Annotated in this window: 15 protein-coding genes; 7 read left to right on the forward strand and 8 right to left on the reverse strand. The window is 64.2% G+C overall.

The genetic code is table 11. The features are described from left to right. Nucleotide 1 precedes the first annotated feature (1 nt). Nucleotides 2-652: a maleylacetoacetate isomerase gene (maiA, locus tag LB558_RS16860; protein WP_224698586.1), complete on the forward strand. Its 651-nt coding sequence runs from the start codon at nt 2-4 to the stop codon at nt 650-652. A gap of 3 nt (nt 653-655) precedes the next feature. Here the strand turns inward: maiA and LB558_RS16865 are convergent, their stop codons facing one another. Then, entirely contained in the window at nt 656-1,897 is a 1,242-nt protein-coding gene (locus tag LB558_RS16865) for an MFS transporter (protein WP_224698588.1), read from the reverse strand. Nucleotides 1,898-1,999: 102 nt separating this feature from the next. On the opposite strand from LB558_RS16865, the gene LB558_RS16870 reads away from it, so the two are divergent. After that, the gene (locus LB558_RS16870; protein WP_127291610.1) at nt 2,000-2,461 is read left to right on the forward strand and encodes a winged helix-turn-helix transcriptional regulator; all 462 of its coding nucleotides are present in this window, start codon (nt 2,000-2,002) and stop codon (nt 2,459-2,461) included. Between the two features lie 97 nt (nt 2,462-2,558). Continuing rightward, nucleotides 2,559-3,599 carry a zinc-dependent alcohol dehydrogenase family protein gene (locus tag LB558_RS16875; RefSeq protein ID WP_224698590.1) on the forward strand — a complete coding sequence of 347 codons (1,041 nt, stop codon included), beginning with the start codon at nt 2,559-2,561 and terminating at the stop codon, nt 3,597-3,599. An 18-nt stretch (nt 3,600-3,617) separates the two neighbouring features. On the opposite strand, the gene LB558_RS16880 is transcribed toward LB558_RS16875, so the two are convergent. Next, nucleotides 3,618-4,508: a DMT family transporter gene (locus LB558_RS16880; RefSeq protein ID WP_127258660.1), complete on the reverse strand. Its 891-nt coding sequence runs from the start codon at nt 4,506-4,508 to the stop codon at nt 3,618-3,620. Nucleotides 4,509-4,612: 104 nt separating this feature from the next. On the opposite strand from LB558_RS16880, the gene LB558_RS16885 reads away from it, so the two are divergent. Beyond that, nucleotides 4,613-6,016, forward strand: coding sequence for a PLP-dependent aminotransferase family protein (locus tag LB558_RS16885; protein ID WP_224698592.1), 1,404 nt, complete (start codon nt 4,613-4,615; stop codon nt 6,014-6,016). A gap of 232 nt (nt 6,017-6,248) precedes the next feature. Continuing rightward, complete coding sequence (gene cml, locus LB558_RS16890; RefSeq protein WP_224698593.1) at nt 6,249-7,445, forward strand: CmlA/FloR family chloramphenicol efflux MFS transporter; 1,197 nt, start codon at nt 6,249-6,251, stop codon at nt 7,443-7,445. Between the two features lie 49 nt (nt 7,446-7,494). Here cml and LB558_RS16895 read toward each other — a convergent pair whose 3' ends face one another. Further along, nucleotides 7,495-8,388, reverse strand: a complete 894-nt coding sequence (locus LB558_RS16895) for a LysR family transcriptional regulator (RefSeq protein WP_224698594.1) — start codon at nt 8,386-8,388, stop codon at nt 7,495-7,497. A 128-nt stretch (nt 8,389-8,516) separates the two neighbouring features. Between LB558_RS16895 and LB558_RS16900 the strand changes: the two genes are divergently transcribed. Beyond that, nucleotides 8,517-9,974 carry an MFS transporter gene (locus LB558_RS16900; RefSeq protein WP_224698595.1) on the forward strand — a complete coding sequence of 486 codons (1,458 nt, stop codon included), beginning with the start codon at nt 8,517-8,519 and terminating at the stop codon, nt 9,972-9,974. Between the two features lie 191 nt (nt 9,975-10,165). Here LB558_RS16900 and LB558_RS16905 read toward each other — a convergent pair whose 3' ends face one another. From LB558_RS16905 to LB558_RS16915, 3 genes are all read right to left on the reverse strand, one after another. Continuing rightward, complete coding sequence (locus tag LB558_RS16905) at nt 10,166-10,663, reverse strand: MaoC family dehydratase (protein WP_224698596.1); 498 nt, start codon at nt 10,661-10,663, stop codon at nt 10,166-10,168. 192 nt (nt 10,664-10,855) lie between these two features. Continuing rightward, nucleotides 10,856-11,284, reverse strand: a complete 429-nt coding sequence (locus LB558_RS16910) for a phasin family protein (protein WP_224698597.1) — start codon at nt 11,282-11,284, stop codon at nt 10,856-10,858. A 111-nt stretch (nt 11,285-11,395) separates the two neighbouring features. Then, entirely contained in the window at nt 11,396-12,691 is a 1,296-nt protein-coding gene (locus tag LB558_RS16915; RefSeq protein WP_224698598.1) for a DUF445 domain-containing protein, read from the reverse strand. A 273-nt stretch (nt 12,692-12,964) separates the two neighbouring features. Between LB558_RS16915 and rirA the strand changes: the two genes are divergently transcribed. Continuing rightward, a complete protein-coding gene (gene rirA, locus LB558_RS16920) occupies nt 12,965-13,429 on the forward strand; it encodes an iron-responsive transcriptional regulator RirA (RefSeq protein WP_109668725.1) in 465 nt (154 codons plus the stop codon). Between the two features lie 36 nt (nt 13,430-13,465). Here rirA and LB558_RS16925 read toward each other — a convergent pair whose 3' ends face one another. Together LB558_RS16925 and LB558_RS16930 are read right to left on the reverse strand one after the other, a co-directional pair. Next, nucleotides 13,466-14,254, reverse strand: coding sequence for a heme ABC transporter ATP-binding protein (locus LB558_RS16925; RefSeq protein ID WP_224698600.1), 789 nt, complete (start codon nt 14,252-14,254; stop codon nt 13,466-13,468). A 6-nt stretch (nt 14,255-14,260) separates the two neighbouring features. After that, a complete protein-coding gene (locus tag LB558_RS16930) occupies nt 14,261-15,352 on the reverse strand; it encodes a FecCD family ABC transporter permease (RefSeq protein ID WP_224698602.1) in 1,092 nt (363 codons plus the stop codon). Nucleotide 15,353 lies beyond the last annotated feature (1 nt).

Below are 15,353 nucleotides of genomic sequence, written 5' to 3' on the forward strand. Positions count from 1 at the left end.
CATGAGCGAACTCGTCCTGCACAATTACTACCGCTCCTCCACCTCCTACCGGGTGCGGATCGCGCTGGAGATGAAGGGGCTGAGCTACGCCTATGTCCCGCATCATCTGCGCCATGGCGAGCATCTGGAGCCCGCCTATCTCGCGGTCAATCCGCAAGGGCTGGTGCCGGCGCTGATCCTCGGCGACGGCACGCTGCTGACGCAATCGCTGGCGATCATCGAATTCCTCGACGAGACCAGCCCGGAACCACCGCTGCTGCCGAAGGACCCGGCCGGACGGGCACGCGTGAGAATGCTGGCGCAGATGATCGCCTGCGACATCCACCCGGTGAACAATCTGCGCGTGCTGACCTCGCTGCGCACTCTATTCGGCGCCGGCGACGAGGACGTCGTCAACTGGTTCCGCCACTGGGTGAACGAAGGTTTCCAGCCGCTTGAAAAGATCCTGGCCTCGTCGGCGGAAACCGGAACATTCTGCCATGGCGACGCGCCGGGTCTGGCTGACATCTGCCTCGCCGCGCAGATTGCCAGCAATGCCCGCTTCGGCGTCGACTTGACGCCCTACCCGACGATCGCGCGCATCAACGCCGCCTGCATGGCGCTGCCGGCCTTCCAGAAAGCCGCACCCCAGAACCAGATCGACGCGGAATAGGTTTCATCTGCCGACGCGCAGCGTCAGCGCCCAGAACAGCAACGCCAACAGGCCGATGCCAGCGCCGAGCACACAGACGCCGCTCCAACCCATTGCACCATAGGCCATGGTCGAGGCGATGGAGCCCAGGGCACTGCCGATCGAGTAGAAGATCATGTAGCCGCCAACCAGGCGGCTGCGCGCATCCGGGCGGCGGGCGAAGATCAGGCTCTGGTTGGTGACGTGGACGGCCTGGATCGCCAGATCGAGCATGACGATGCCGGCGACGAGCAACCACAGAGAGATGCCCATGAAGGCGATCGGCAGCCAGGCCGCCATCATCAGCAGCAGGCTGAGGCCGGTGACCAGTTGGCCGCGTCCACGATCGACGAGACCGCCGGTCCAGCGCGCGCCCAGCGCGCCGGCCACCCCGGCAAGGCCGAAAAGCCCGATCTCGGTGTGCGAGAGTGAAAATGGCGCAGCGCTCAGCGGCAGCACCAGTGGCGCCCACAGCACGTTGAAACTGGCGAAGATCAACATGGCCAGCACCGCCCGCGCGCGCAGCAGCGGCTCCTGCGCGAACAGCAGCAGCACCGAAGCGAGCAGGCGCGGATAGGGTGTGCGTGGCCGCTCCGCCTCATGGCGCGGCAGGATCAGGTAGAGAACCATCGCCATGACGAGCGTCAACATGGCCGAGACGAGATAGACCCAGCGCCAGCCGGCGAAATCGGCGACCACGCCCGAAGCGAAGCGGGCAAGCAGGATGCCCAGGATGACACCGCTGGTGACGGTGCCGACCGCCCGTCCCCGCTGCGACGGCACTGCGAGGTCGGCAGCGAAGGCAACCAGCACCTGCACCACCACCGCCAGCAGCCCGACCAACGCCAGGCTCGCCAGCAGCATCGCCGCGTTGGGCGCGACCCCGACCGCCACCAGCGCCACGGCAGACAGAATCGCCTGCCCGGCAATCAGCTTGCGGCGATCGAACAGGTCGCCCAGCGGCACGATGAAGAACAGGCCGAGTCCATAGCCGATCTGCGTGACCGTCACCACGATGCCGACCGAGGCCGGCGCGATGGCAAAATCATGTGCCATGGCGTCGAGCAGCGGATGAGCGAAATAGACATTGGCGACGCTCAGGCCGCAGGCGATGGCGAAGATCAGCGCGGTCAATCGTGACAATCCCGCAGGCGGCGGCGCCACCCGAGGCGGGCCATCGGATTGCTCGAGGCTTGTTGCACCGCTGTTCGCCACCTGCACATTCATGTCAGCTCTCTCCATAAAAGGTTTCAACTTGAAACTCCTTGCTGGATAGGCAGAACAGTTTTATGTTGCAACCGAAAATCGAATGCTGGACCAACGACTGCCATGGTGAAACGAACGAGCCACCACGAGGCGGATTGCCTCATAGCGCGACCACTGGACGCGATCGGCGACTGGTGGTCGCTGCTCATCGTGCGCGACGCCTTCGACGGGTTGCGGCGCTTCGGCGAGTTCCAGAAGAGCCTCGGCGTCGCCAAGAACATCCTGTCGTCGCGGCTGCGTAATCTCGTCGCGCATGGCATCCTCGAAACGGTTCCGGCACCCGACGGCAGCGCACACCATGAATATGTGCTGACGCAAAAGGGACGCGGCCTGTTCTATGTCCTGGTTGCCCTGCGGCAATGGGGCGAGACCTACTTCGCCGGGCCGGGCGAGCCCTACACCTTCATGGTCGACACGCTCGCCGGGCGGCCGATCAAGCGCCTGGAAGTTCATGCCGAGGACGGGCGGCGACTTGCCCCCGGCGAGACCCGGCTTGCCGACTTTCGCACCCGGGAAACCGGATAGGCGCCTGCGCCCCGCCATGTCTGGCGGAATCGATTTCCGCTTGACCGGACAGGGAATCGGCTATCGTTTCCCCAGCTGCAGCAGTGTGGAGTGACCGATGAAAGCCGTCGTCTTCGAGAAATTCGGCGAAGCGCCGACGATCCAGACCGTCCCCGATCCGAAGCCGGCAGCCGATGGCGTCGTCATCAAGGTCGAGGCGACCGGCCTGTGCCGCAGCGACTGGCATGGCTGGATGGGTCATGACGACGGCATCACGCTGCCGCATGTGCCGGGCCACGAACTTGCCGGCATCGTCGTCGCCGCGGGCAAGCAGGTTACGCGCTGGAAGGCCGGCGAGCGCGTCACCGTGCCGTTCGCCGTCGGCTGCGGCCGCTGCTTCGAGTGCAATTCGGGCAATCACCAGGTCTGCGAGCACCAGACGCAGCCTGGCTTCACCGGCTGGGGTTCGTTCGCCGAATATGTCGCCATCGAACACGCCGACACCAACTTGGTGCGCTTGCCCGACGAGATGGAATTCGCCACCGCCGCCAGCCTCGGCTGCCGCTTCGTCACCTCGTTTCGCGCCATTGTCGACCAGGGCCGGGTGAAGCCCGGCGAATGGGTCGCGGTGCATGGCTGCGGCGGCGTCGGCCTGTCGGCGATCATGATCGCCAGTGCCATGGGCGCCAATGTCATCGCCATCGATCTCACCGACGAGAAGCTGGATTTCGCCAAAAAGATCGGCGCCGTCGCCACCATCAATGCATCTACGACGCCTAACGTGGTCAAGGCGGTCAAGCAGATCACCAATGGCGGCGCGCATATGTCGATGGACGCGCTCGGCCACCCTACCACCTCGTTCAATTCGATATCCAATCTGCGCCGGCGCGGCCGCCATGTGCAGGTCGGTCTGATGCTAGGCGAGCATGCCCGGCCGCAAGTGCCGATGGACAAGGTGATCGCCTTCGAACTCGAAATCCTCGGCAGCCACGGCATGCAGGCCTACCGCTACCAAGCGATGATGGGCATGATCCGCAACGGCAAGCTGAAGCCCGAACTGCTGGTCGGCAAGAGGATCAGCCTCGACGAGGCGCCCGCGGCCCTGATGGCGATGGGCGGCTTCGAGGGTATTGGTATTGGGGTGGTCACGAAGTTTTAGGCGAGGACGGCACCGTCGTCAGGCGATCGCACGTCGTGGCAATTCTTGCTTCGCGAAGCGCTTGGCGCCGACGACGCAAAGCACCACGCCAAGCGTGACGACGACCATCAGCGAACTGACCTGCTCGTGCAGCAGCGTCGCCGCCAGCGCGAGGCCGAAGAAGGGCTGCAGCAACTGCAACTGTCCGACGGCGGCGATGCCGCCTTGCGCCAGGCCGCGATACCAGAACACGAAGCCGATCAGCATGCTGAACAGCGAGACATAGGCAAGCCCGATCCACGCACTGACGCCGACGCCGTCGAACGACGGCGGCATGGTCATCAGCGTCAGCACCAGCATGATCGGCAGCGACAGCACCAGCGCCCAGCAGATCACCTGCCAGCCGCCGAGCCTGCGCGACAACGCGGCACCCTCGGCATAGCCCAGACCGCAGGCGATGATGGCGGCAAGCATCAGACCATCGCCGACCGGCGAGGCCGTCACGCCCTGCGTCAGGGCAAAACCCGCGACCAGCGCACTGCCGATGCATGAAAACAGCCAGAAGGCCGGGCGCGGACGGTCGCCGCCGCGCAGCACGCCGAAGATTGCGGTTGCCAGCGGCAGCAGGCCGACGAAGATGATCGAATGGGCCGTGGTGACGTGCTTCAGCGCCAACGCGGTCAGCAAGGGAAAGCCGACAACCACGCCAAGGGCGACGATCACCAGCGACAGCAGATCGCCGCGCTCCGGGCGCTTTTGCCGAAACAGGAGCAGCAGTGCCAGGCCAAGCAGTCCGGCAATCGCCGCCCGGGCCGAGGTCAGGAATGTCGGATCGAAATCCCTCACCGCCACGCGCGTTGCCGGCAGCGAGCCGCTGAAGATCAACACGCCGATGAATCCATTCATCCAGCCGCTCGCGGTCTTGTCCATCGTATGCTCCGTTTGTCGGCTCCGTATCGCGCGGAGCCCGTAGTATCGCCAGAGACAATGCGGTACAATTATGCAAAACTGTCATGGTCAGCAGAGCAGTACGGATGGACAAACAGACCACAGGAAGCGAGAGCAGCGGTACGCTGGTCGAAGGCGTCATGGCGACGATCCGCCAGCGGATCGCAGCGCGCAGCCTCACGCCGGGAGCGCAATTGCCGTCGATCCGCGCCTTTGCCAAATCCATGCGGGTGTCCAAATCCACCGTGGTCGAAGCTTATGAGCGGCTCGCCGCCGAAGGCGCGATCCGCTCGCGGCCGGGCTCCGGCTTCTATGCCGCCGGATCGCTGGCGCCGCTGTCGCTGGCCGAGATCGGTCCCCGCCTCGACCGCGCGATCGATCCGCTCTGGATCTCGCGCCAGTCGCTGGAGGCCGGCGACGACATGCTGAAACCCGGCTGCGGCTGGCTGCCGGCCTCGTGGATGCCGCAGACAGGTCTGCGCCGGGCACTGCGCACGGTAGCGCGTGCCGACGATGTCGCACTGGCCGATTATGGCACGCCGCTCGGCCTGCCGCCGCTACGGCAATTGCTGGCGCGGCGCATGGCCGGGTACGGGATCGAAGCCTCGCCGGAGCAGATCATGCTGACGGAGTCGGGCACGCAGGCCATCGACCTTTTGTGCCGGTTCCTGATCGAACCCGGCGATACGGTGCTGGTCGACGACCCCTGCTATTTCAATTTTCATGCTCTGCTGCGCGCCCACAGGGCCAAGGTCGTCGGCGTTCCCTACACGCCGTCGGGGCCGGATATCGATCTGTTCGCGCAGGCGCTGGCCGAGCATCGGCCGCGCCTCTACATCACCAATTCCGCCATCCACAACCCGACCGGCGCGGTGCTGTCGCCGGTCATCGCACACCGGCTGCTCAAGCTCGCCGACCAGTCGGATCTGACAATCGTCGAGGACGATATCTTCGCCGATTTCGAACATGCGCCGGCCCCAAGGCTCGCGGCCTTCGATGGTCTCAGCCGCGTTGTCCATATCGGCAGCTTCTCCAAAACGCTGTCGGCGTCGGTTCGCTGCGGCTTCATCGCCGCACCGCGCGACTGGATCGAGCCCCTGACCGACCTCAAGATCGCCACGACCTTCGGCGGCGGCCGGCTCGCGGCCGAACTCGTGCTGACACTGCTCAAGGACGGCAGCTACCGCAAGCACATGGACTTGCTGCGCGCGAAACTTGCGCGCGCCATGGGCGAGACGAGCGCCCGCCTGAAGGCGATCGGCGTCATACCCTGGATCGACCAGCCGGCTGGCCTGTTCCTGTGGTGCAGCCTGCCGGATGGCGTCGATGCGGCCGAAGTGGCCCGCCGCGCTCTGGCCGACAACATCGTGCTGGCGCCCGGCAACGCTTTCAGCCTGTCTGGAACTGCCAGCCGCTTCCTGCGCTTCAACGTTGCCCAATGCGCGGACGAGCGGATTTTCGAGGTGATCGAGGCTGCGATGGCGCGGTGACGCGCATCAAGCGGACCCTGTTGCCTGTGCAACCTTCGACTGCTAGGCAACCGCAAGCGCACTCGAGAGAATGTCTGCGCCATCATTTTCCGGGATAGCGTTTATGGGAACCAGCAAGTCAGCAGACAAGTAGGCCGCAACAGCACTTCGTTGTTGCGGCGGCCCGTCATCCTGTCTTCAGTGAGAATGGCAGATCGCCGCCAAATGTACCCATTTGAGCGGACGTTCAATCATGCCTTTTCCAAAAAAGCCGACATGGACCACTTCCCTGCCAGCAGCCATGGTGCTGATGGCGCCTTTCGACATCCTGGCCTCGCTGGCTATGGACATCTACCTCCCGATTGTCCCGGCGATGCCGAGAATCCTCAAGACATCGCCTGATGTCATCCAACTGACGCTGAGCCTCTACATGATCTGTCTTGGGCTCGGCCAAGTCGTCTTCGGCCCGATTTCCGACAGGATCGGCAGGCGCCCGGTGCTGATCGGTGGCGCGCTTTTGTTTGCAGGCGCTTCCTTTCTGCTCGCCGGCACCTCGCTGGCCACTGTCTTCGTCGTCCTGCGGGTCGCGCAGGCCATTGGTGCGTCCGCCATTCTCGTTGCAACCTTTGCAACGGTTCGCGACGTCTATGCGCAAAGGCCCGAAAGTGCCGTCATTTACGGCCTGTTCAGCTCGATGTTGGCTTTCGTGCCGGCATTGGGGCCGGTTGCCGGCGCGTTGATTGCCGACAATTTCGGCTGGAGGGCAATCTTCCTGACGCTCGGATGCCTGGCCACGGCAGCCACTCTCTACGCATGGCCGAAATGGCACGAAACCCACCCCTCGAATGCCGATACCAGGCGAATGGCGCTTCGACCCATTCTCTCCAGTCTTGCCTTCTGGACCTACACTCTTGCGTTCAGTGCCGCCATGGGCGCCTTCTTCGTGTTCTTTTCGACAGCGCCACGGGTGCTCATGGATCGCGCCGGCTTTTCACAGCTCGGTTTCAGTCTTGCCTTCGCCACCGCGGCGCTGGTGATGATCGCCACCACCCGCTTCGCCAGAAGGTTCGTTGCAAGCTGGGGCACCGCGGGCAGCGTCGCGCACGGCATGGCGATGTTGCTGCTCGGCGCGGCGCTGCTGGCAGTGGGGCAACTGTTCGCACAGCCGTCCTTCGCGACATTCGTCTTGCCGATGTGGGTCGTTGCCGTGGGTATCGTCTTCACTGTCTCAGTCACCGCGAACGGTGCACTCGAGGCGTTCGGCGATGTCGCGGGAACCGCAGTCGCATTCTACTTCTGCATCCAGAGCCTTGTCGTCGGCATCCTCGGCACGTTGTTTGTCATCAGGCTCGGCGGAGACACGGCGTGGCCGCTGGTCGCCTACTGTTCGGTCATGGCGACGCTCACACTAGGCGCATTGAGGCATTTGCAGAAACGCCAAACCGAATAGATGGGACAGATGAGAAGCCTGGGCGGTTGGCGCAGACCTCTCATCGTTGTCAGCGCGGCGCCGCACAGACCTCCCGCACGCAGTCGCGCAGCCAGCGTTGCGCCGGATCGGCATCGAGGCGCGGGTGCCACAGCATGGAGATGGTGACCCCAGCGGTGGCAACCGGCAGGGGAAAACTGTGCATGCCCGTGCGTGCGCCCTCGGTATGCCGCTCCGGAACGCTGGCGATCAGGTCTGATGTGCGGGCCATGGCAAGGGCTGCCGAGAAACCGGAAACCATGCACACGACTGTCCGCTGCAGCCCGCGCAGGTTCAAAGCCTCGTCGATCGGCCCTTTCTCGCGGCCACGTCGTGAAACGCTGATGTGCCGGCCTGCGGCATAGCGCTCCGGCGTCACCCCGCCCTCGGTCAAGGGATGGCCCGTTCGCACGGCGCCGATGAAGCGGTCGCGAAGCAACGCCTGAATGCGCACCTCCGGTCCGGTCTCGCCAGCGACACCTATGTCCAAGTCGATCGCCGCGTCGCGCAACGACATGACGTCCCTGTCGGACTTCGGTGCAAAGCGCAGCCGCACACCGGGCGCACCGGCCTGGATACGGGCAACGAGACGAGGTGCGAACTCTTCGACGAAGCTCTCATTGGTGCGCAGCGTGAAGACCCTGTCCAGGCTCGTGAGATCGAGCAAGGTGGCAGGGCGCAGGAGCGCCTCCGCATCCTGGACGACACGACCAGCCTGCTGTCGCAGTTCTTCCGCACGCGGCGTCGCCACAAGGCCGCGACCGGCGCGAACCAGCAACGGGTCGCCCGTAGCCTCGCGCAGCCGCGCCAAGGTGCGGCTCATCGCCGAGGGGCTGAGCCGCAGGCGGCTGGCGGCGCGCGCCACGCTGCCTTCGGTCAGCAGGATATCAAGAGCGAACAGCAAATTGAGATCTGGGGATGTCATCCACAGATCATGACATGATATGGCGCCAAACGCACGAATAAGATGCAAATGCTGCGCCTTCCGCCACATAGGCCAAGGGAATAGATCTCCAGCAGTTCCGGTTGTGGGACTGATGGAAGGAGATCGCCGTGGCAATCGCTGAGCAAAATCGGAATGAGTACGTGTCGGCGCAGGCACAAACCCAATCTGCCCGCTGGGCGCTGGCAAGCCTGTCGCTCGCCACGCTGCTGTCGTCGCTGGGAACCAGCATTGCCAGCGTCGGGCTGCCGTCGCTGATGCAGAATTTCGGCGCGACGTTCCAGGCCGTGCAATGGGTTGTTCTGGCCTATCTCCTCGCCATCACCACGCTGATCGTCAGCGCCGGTCGGCTGGCCGACATGTTCGGGCGCCGGCCGTTGCTGCTTGGCGGCATCGCGCTGTTCACATCTGCATCGGTGCTCTGCGGCCTGGCGCCGACACTCTGGCTTCTGATTGCCGCGCGCGCCGTGCAGGGACTTGGCGCAGCGCTGATGATGGCGCTGACGCTGGCCTTTGTCGCCGAAACGGTGAGCAAGGAACGGACCGGCGGCGCTATGGGCCTGCTCGGCGCCATGTCGGCGATCGGCACGACACTTGGCCCCTCGCTCGGCGGCCTTTTGATCGCCGGCTTCGGCTGGCGAGCGATCTTCCTCGTCAATGTCCCGCTGGGTGTGCTCACCTTCGCTCTTGCCTGGCGTGCCCTGCCGGCACACAGCAAGACAGCGCTGCAGGTCGACCGAGGCGCGTTCGATGTCGTGGGCACCTCCCTGCTGGCCCTGACGCTGGCAGCCTATGCGCTGGCCATGACGCTGGGCAGAGGCAATTTCGGCACGCTCAACATCGGCCTGCTGATCGCTGCCGGCACCGGCGTTCTTCTTTTCGCTGCCGTGCAGGCGAGGGTGAACAACCCCTTGATCCGGCTTGCCAGCTTCCGCGACCTCCAACTGAGTGCAAGCCTGACCATGAGCCTGATCGTCGCCACGGTGATGATGGCGACCTTGGTGGTGGCTCCGTTCTACCTCTCCCGCGGGCTTGGGCTGGATGCCGCAATGGTCGGCCTCGTGCTGTCGACCGGACCACTCGTCTCGACCTTGTCGGCGCTGGCGGCCGGACGCCTGACCGACCGCTTCGGCGCCCACAGGATGATGGTCGCAGGCCTGCTCAGCCTCACGACAGGCACGTTCCTGCTGTCGCTCGCCATGACCAAACTCGGCATTGCCGGCTATGTCGTTGCGATCACCGTCACCTGCATCGGCTACGCCCTGTTGCAGACGTCGAACAATGCAGCCGTCATGACCGGTGTTGACGCCGGCCAGCGCGGCGTCGTCTCCGGCCTGCTCAACCTTTCGCGCAATCTCGGGCTGATCACGGGCGCATCGGTGATGGGCGCCATATTCGCCGTCGCCTCGGCCGAAGGGCACGAAGGCATTGGTCTTCTGAGCTCCGAGGCCGCCGCCCGGGGAATGCAGGTCACCTTTCAGGCGGCGACGGTGCTTGCGCTAGTCGCTCTGTTCCTCGCGCTGCTCTCGGCTCGCACCAATGGCCGAGCGAAACCCAATGTTTCGTAAGGCGCGACTTGTTCGATCGAGGCGTGACGTCCCGGTGGACGCCGCTTAGAGCCTGTTTCCGAAATTCGCTCTGGCGAGTCATATGATGGTGGTTTCGAGAACCGGAGCGGAGCGGACACTAGATCCGTGAGCACCGGAAGCGCAGAAAACGCCATCAGATGGCCGCCGGAGTAGAATTTCCAAATAGGCTCTCAGGCGCCTGCCCGCTTGCGGCGCTCATAGAGCATGACCAGCGTTTCCGCCGTCAAGGCAGGCTTTTCCTCGCCTTCGATCTCGACCGTGTTGGCGGCCTTCATCAGATACTGGCCGGGGCCCCTGTCCTCCATGGACAGCAGCGTGATGCGCAGTCTGATGCGCGCGCCGACCCTGACCGGCGCCAGGAAGCGTACCTTGTCGAAGCCATAGTTGAAGGCGGCCTGCGTATTCTCGGGCACGATACCCATGCCGAGCGCCAGTGCGCCGATGATCGACAGCGTCAGATAGCCATGCGCGATCGTCGTGCGGAACGGGCTTTGCCGCCGCGCCCTTTCAGGATCGACATGGATCCATTGATGGTCGCCGGTGCATTCAGCGAACTGGTCGATGCGGTTCTGGTCGACCGTCGTCCATTCCGACACACCGAGTTCTTGCCCGGCCATCGTCCTCAACTGGTCGAAAGTCGGCGGCGTTTTAGGCCGTATTTCGTTCATTCCTGGTTTCCCGATCGCTTCCAGAGCCTCCGGACCACGAACTGACGGCCTCTGTCAATTCGCTCTGCGCGAATCCGTTCCGTCGATTTCGGCCGCAATCGTGCCATGCCGCCGGCGCAGTCGCAGGTCAAATGGGGCTTTCCGGGCTTCAGGGCGCTGCCGGCAGCAATGAGCCGGTCCCGGCCACATCCGCTACTTCTTCTCGTAGCCGGCGCGGATTTCCTCCATCGCCTCCTTGATGCGGCTGCGCAGGATGTCGACCGATTCGGCGCCGGATTTCTTGACCAGTTCAGCCACTTCGCCGGCATTCTTCAACGCGGCCTCGAAGGACTTTCTGGCAAACTCCGTCTGTTTGGCCATCAGTTCCTGCGGATTGCCCGGCGCCCTGTAGCTCTGCGCCATATCGGTCACCTCGCGCAGCGTATCCTGCAGCATCTCGCGCTGCCTAGACAACAGCGAGGTGGCGCCGGCGGCACCCGCTCGTGCCGATTTCTCCAGCGCTTCGAGGTTCTTGCGGTGATGGGCAAGGATTGCCTCGACATCGACATTCGGCACCTTCAGGTCGCGGCCGAACCTGCCGAACATGTCCATGAAGGAATCGGATTCCGGTTGTTTTGCCATGCTGGTCTGCTCCCCTTTGCCGCGGATGCGGGCACCCTCGGATGGAGAATAACACTCGCGTGCCGTGAGTCCATTCGGACGCGGAGGAATGAGCGCCAGTCTGGCCGCGCATCAGTTCACGAGGAACAACCGCTCAGCCACATAAAGCACGACACCGGCGAGCCCGCCGATGATCATGCCGTTGAAGCGGATGTATTGCAGGTCCCTGCCGATGTTCATCTCGATCAGCCGCGTCAGTTGCGCAAGGTCCCAGCGCTTGACCTGGTCGGCGATGAATGTCGACACGCCGGCCTTCTGGCTCTCCACGAACGACGCCAGCGCCACCACGAACCCCTGGTTCATGTCGGCCCGGATCTGCGCATCGCCGGCAAGGTGGCGGCCGACTTCGACGAACATGTTGGCAAGATGTGCACGGATGACCGAATTCGGCGCCTTGGCATCCTGCTCGATGAACTGGCTGAGACTGGCCCACATATCGCCGGCCAATCCCTTGACCTCCGGACGGGCCAGGAAGTCGCGCTTCAGCTTCTCGGCGCGCTTGGCGTATTGCTTTGATGTCCTCAGCTTTTCGATGAAGCTCTGCGCGAAACGGTCGAATTCGGCACGCATCGGGTGGTCGGGATCGGCCCTCACCTCATCGAGCAGCGAGCCCGCCGAAGCGACGATCTTCTTCAGGAGATAGGCGTCGGCGCGGAACAGGTTGAACAGCGACGGCAGTTCCTCGCGGATCTTTTCGCGCATCGTCGCCAGCGCCTGCTCGTCGTTGAGGAATCGGCCGATCACCTTGGTGAACTCGTCGAACAGTTTCTGGTGGCGGCGGTCGTCGGTCAGGGCCGAGAGCAGCTCGGCGGCCAACGGCGCCAGCGGCACCTTTTCGATCTGTTCGAGCATGCGGCTGGTGACGAAGCCGCGCAGGCCGGATTGTTCGACGGCGGCCAATGTCTGCGGCACCAGCCGCACGACGAAACGTGACAGGCCGGCGGCGCGCTCGGTATCGGCCAGCCAGTCGGCGACCAACGCCGAAAAATCGACCTCGGCGAGCTTTTCGCGCACCGGTTCGGGCGCCAGGAAGTTGACCTCGATGAAGCGGCCGAGATTGTCGGCGATGCGGTTCTGGTTCTCGGGGATAATGGCGGTGTGCGGGATCGGCAGCCCCAGCGGTCGCCTGAACAGCGCCACCACTGCGTACCAGTCGGCCAGCCCGCCAATGGTCGCCGCCTCGGCAAAGGCAGCGACGAAGCCGAGCCACGGATGGATGTGCTCGAACGATTTGGCGACCGCAAACACCAGCACGCAAAGCGCCAGCGCGGCCGCCGCGAGGAATTTCGTCCGCCGTAACGCGGAAAGCTTGGCATCCGCTTCGGCATCGAAACGGACCGGCGCCAGGGGCGAAGCCGATTGTGACATGGGTGAGCCGCTCCTCGTCGATCTCAGCCTATCTAGTGTTCCGACGGCCGAAATACCCGCTACAGCGGGGTTTGCCCGGAATTTTCCCCTGCGCACGCAAAGTTGAGGAGAAAATTCATCTATCGCGTGAAGCCAGTCTGGAATTATTCCAAGGTATAGGCCATATTCCGCGGAGGCCAATGTGGCGAATCCGGGAATTCGGGTCAAAGCCGCATCAGCAAAAATTTCCAGATCTGGCGTGGTTGCACCGCACCAGTGCCTTGTGAGGACAAAATGCGGCTTACGCGCCAGACCAACTATGCCATGCGCATCTTGATGTATTGCGCGGCAAATGATGACCGATTGAGCCGTATTCCCGAGATCGCGGCCGCCTATTCGGTGTCGGAGCTTTTCCTGTTCAAAATCCTGCAGCCGCTGGTCGAGCACGGCCTCGTCCAGACCGTGCGTGGCAGGAATGGTGGCGTCAAGCTTGGCCGGGCGGCTGAAGCCATCAGCCTCTTCGATGTCGTGCGCGTGACGGAAGAGAGCTTCGCCATGGCCGAATGCTTCGAGAACGACGCCGCCGAATGCCCGCTGGTCGACAGCTGCGCGTTGAATTCGGCGCTGCGCGAGGCGCTGAATGCGTTCTTCGCCGTGCTGTCGCGCTACACCATCGCCGATCTGGTGGCGGCGAGGCCGAATGTGCGCAACCTGCTCGGCATCGACATGCTGATGGAGCGTCGCGCCCCGGCTGCCTAATCCAGCCAGGGACGCGGGCTAGGTTTTTGCAATAAATTAGGCGGCTGACTGCGGCAGCACGAACGGCATGTTGCCTGCCGGCAGCACGCCGACCCTAAGCCGGCAGTCGAACACCTTTTCGATCAGATCATCGCTCAGCACGTCCTGCGGCGACCCGGTGGCGGCCAGCCTGCCGCGATGCATGACGAAGATCCGCTCGGCATACATGGCTGTCAGATTGAGGTCGTGCAGGATGGCGACCACGCCGCCGCCCCTTCTGGCGAAGTCGCGGGCAATGTTCATGATGATCAGCTGGTGCTTGATGTCGAGACTGGAAACCGGCTCGTCGAGGAACAGAAAGCGCGGCTTGCCGTCAAGCACCGGCGCCCAGACCTGGCACAGCACGCGCGCGAGCTGAACGCGCTGTTGCTCGCCGCCGGAAAGCTCCTGGTAGAAACGGCCGGCAAAGCCGTCGAGATCGACACGCGCCAATGCCCGTTCCGGCAACCGCGCATCCTCGCCCGGCAAGGCGCCTGAACGGCCGCCGACAAGACCAAGCTTGACCACTTCCCGCACGGTGAACGGGAACGACAGCGTCGTCGCCTGCGGCAGCACCGCGCGATGGACGGCCACCTCTACCGGCTTCATCGTCGAGAGATCTCGGCCGTTGAGGGCGACACGCCCGGTATAGGCGAGTTCGCCGGAGAGTGCTTTGAGGAAGGTCGTCTTGCCCGACCCATTGGGGCCGACGATGGCGGCGATCTCGCCGGGCCGTGCGTGGAAATCGACACCACTGACGATAGGCTTGCCGGCGATATCAACCGAAACATCCTTGGCCTCGATCATCAAGCCTCACAAATCAACCACGCCGCGCTTGCGCAGCAGGATCCAAAGGAAAAACGGTGCGCCCGCTATCGCGGTGACGATGCCTATCGGCAGTTCGGCCGGCGCAACGATGGTGCGTGCGACCGCATCGGCCAGAAGCAGCAGCGAGGCGCCGAGCAGCGCCGACGCCGGCAGCAGATAGCGATTGTCCGGACCAATCAGCAGGCGCAGCAGATGCGGTACCACGATGCCGACGAAGCCGATGCCGCCGCTGACGGCGACGGATGCGCCGACCGCAGCGGAGACGCCGACGATAGCCGTGTATTTCAGCCGCTGCACCGGAATGCCGAGATGACCGGCGGTCGCCTCGCCAAGCGCCAGCGCGTTGAGGCCGCGTGCCAGGAACGGCATCGCCGCCAGCGCCAGCACGATGATCGGCCCTACCGACGCGATCTTCGCCCAGGTCGCGCCACCGAGCGATCCGAGTTGCCAGAAGGTCAGGTCGCGCAACTGGCGATCGTCGGCCATGAAGATGAGGATGCCGGTCAGCGCCATGGCGAGCGCCGCCAGCGCGATGCCGGCGAGCAGCATTGTGGCAACCGAGGTTTGCCCCCGCCGCGTCGCGACCTGATAAAGCACCAGCGTGGTGGCGAGCCCGCCACAGAAGGCCGCCAGCGGCAGTGCAAGCGTGCCGAGCAAGACTGTCACCGGAGCCAATATCGTCGCGCCGAGCACGATGACGGCAACCGCGCCCAGGCTGGAACCGGCCGAGACGCCGATCAAGCCGGGGTCCGCCAGCGGATTGCGGAACAGCCCCTGCATGACCGCGCCGGAGACCGCGAGCGCCGCACCGACCAGCATGCCGAGCATGATGCGCGGCAGGCGGATGTCATAGACGATCAGGCCGTCGCGGGCACTCACCGCGGCGTCATCAGGCACGGCGCCGAACAGCCAGCCCCCAATGACGTTGACGGCCGATGCGTCCGAAGCCCCCGATGTCAGCGACAGAAAAACGGCAGCCGCGAGCCCCAGGCACAGCAGAAGGATGACGATTCGGGCGCGGCCCGACCGGTCACCTTCGGATACGCTTGCCAGGCCGGCGATCGATTGATCGACCATG

Origin of the sequence: Mesorhizobium sp. CO1-1-8 (assembly GCF_020164875.1) — a bacterium.
Classification (GTDB): domain Bacteria; phylum Pseudomonadota; class Alphaproteobacteria; order Rhizobiales; family Rhizobiaceae; genus Mesorhizobium.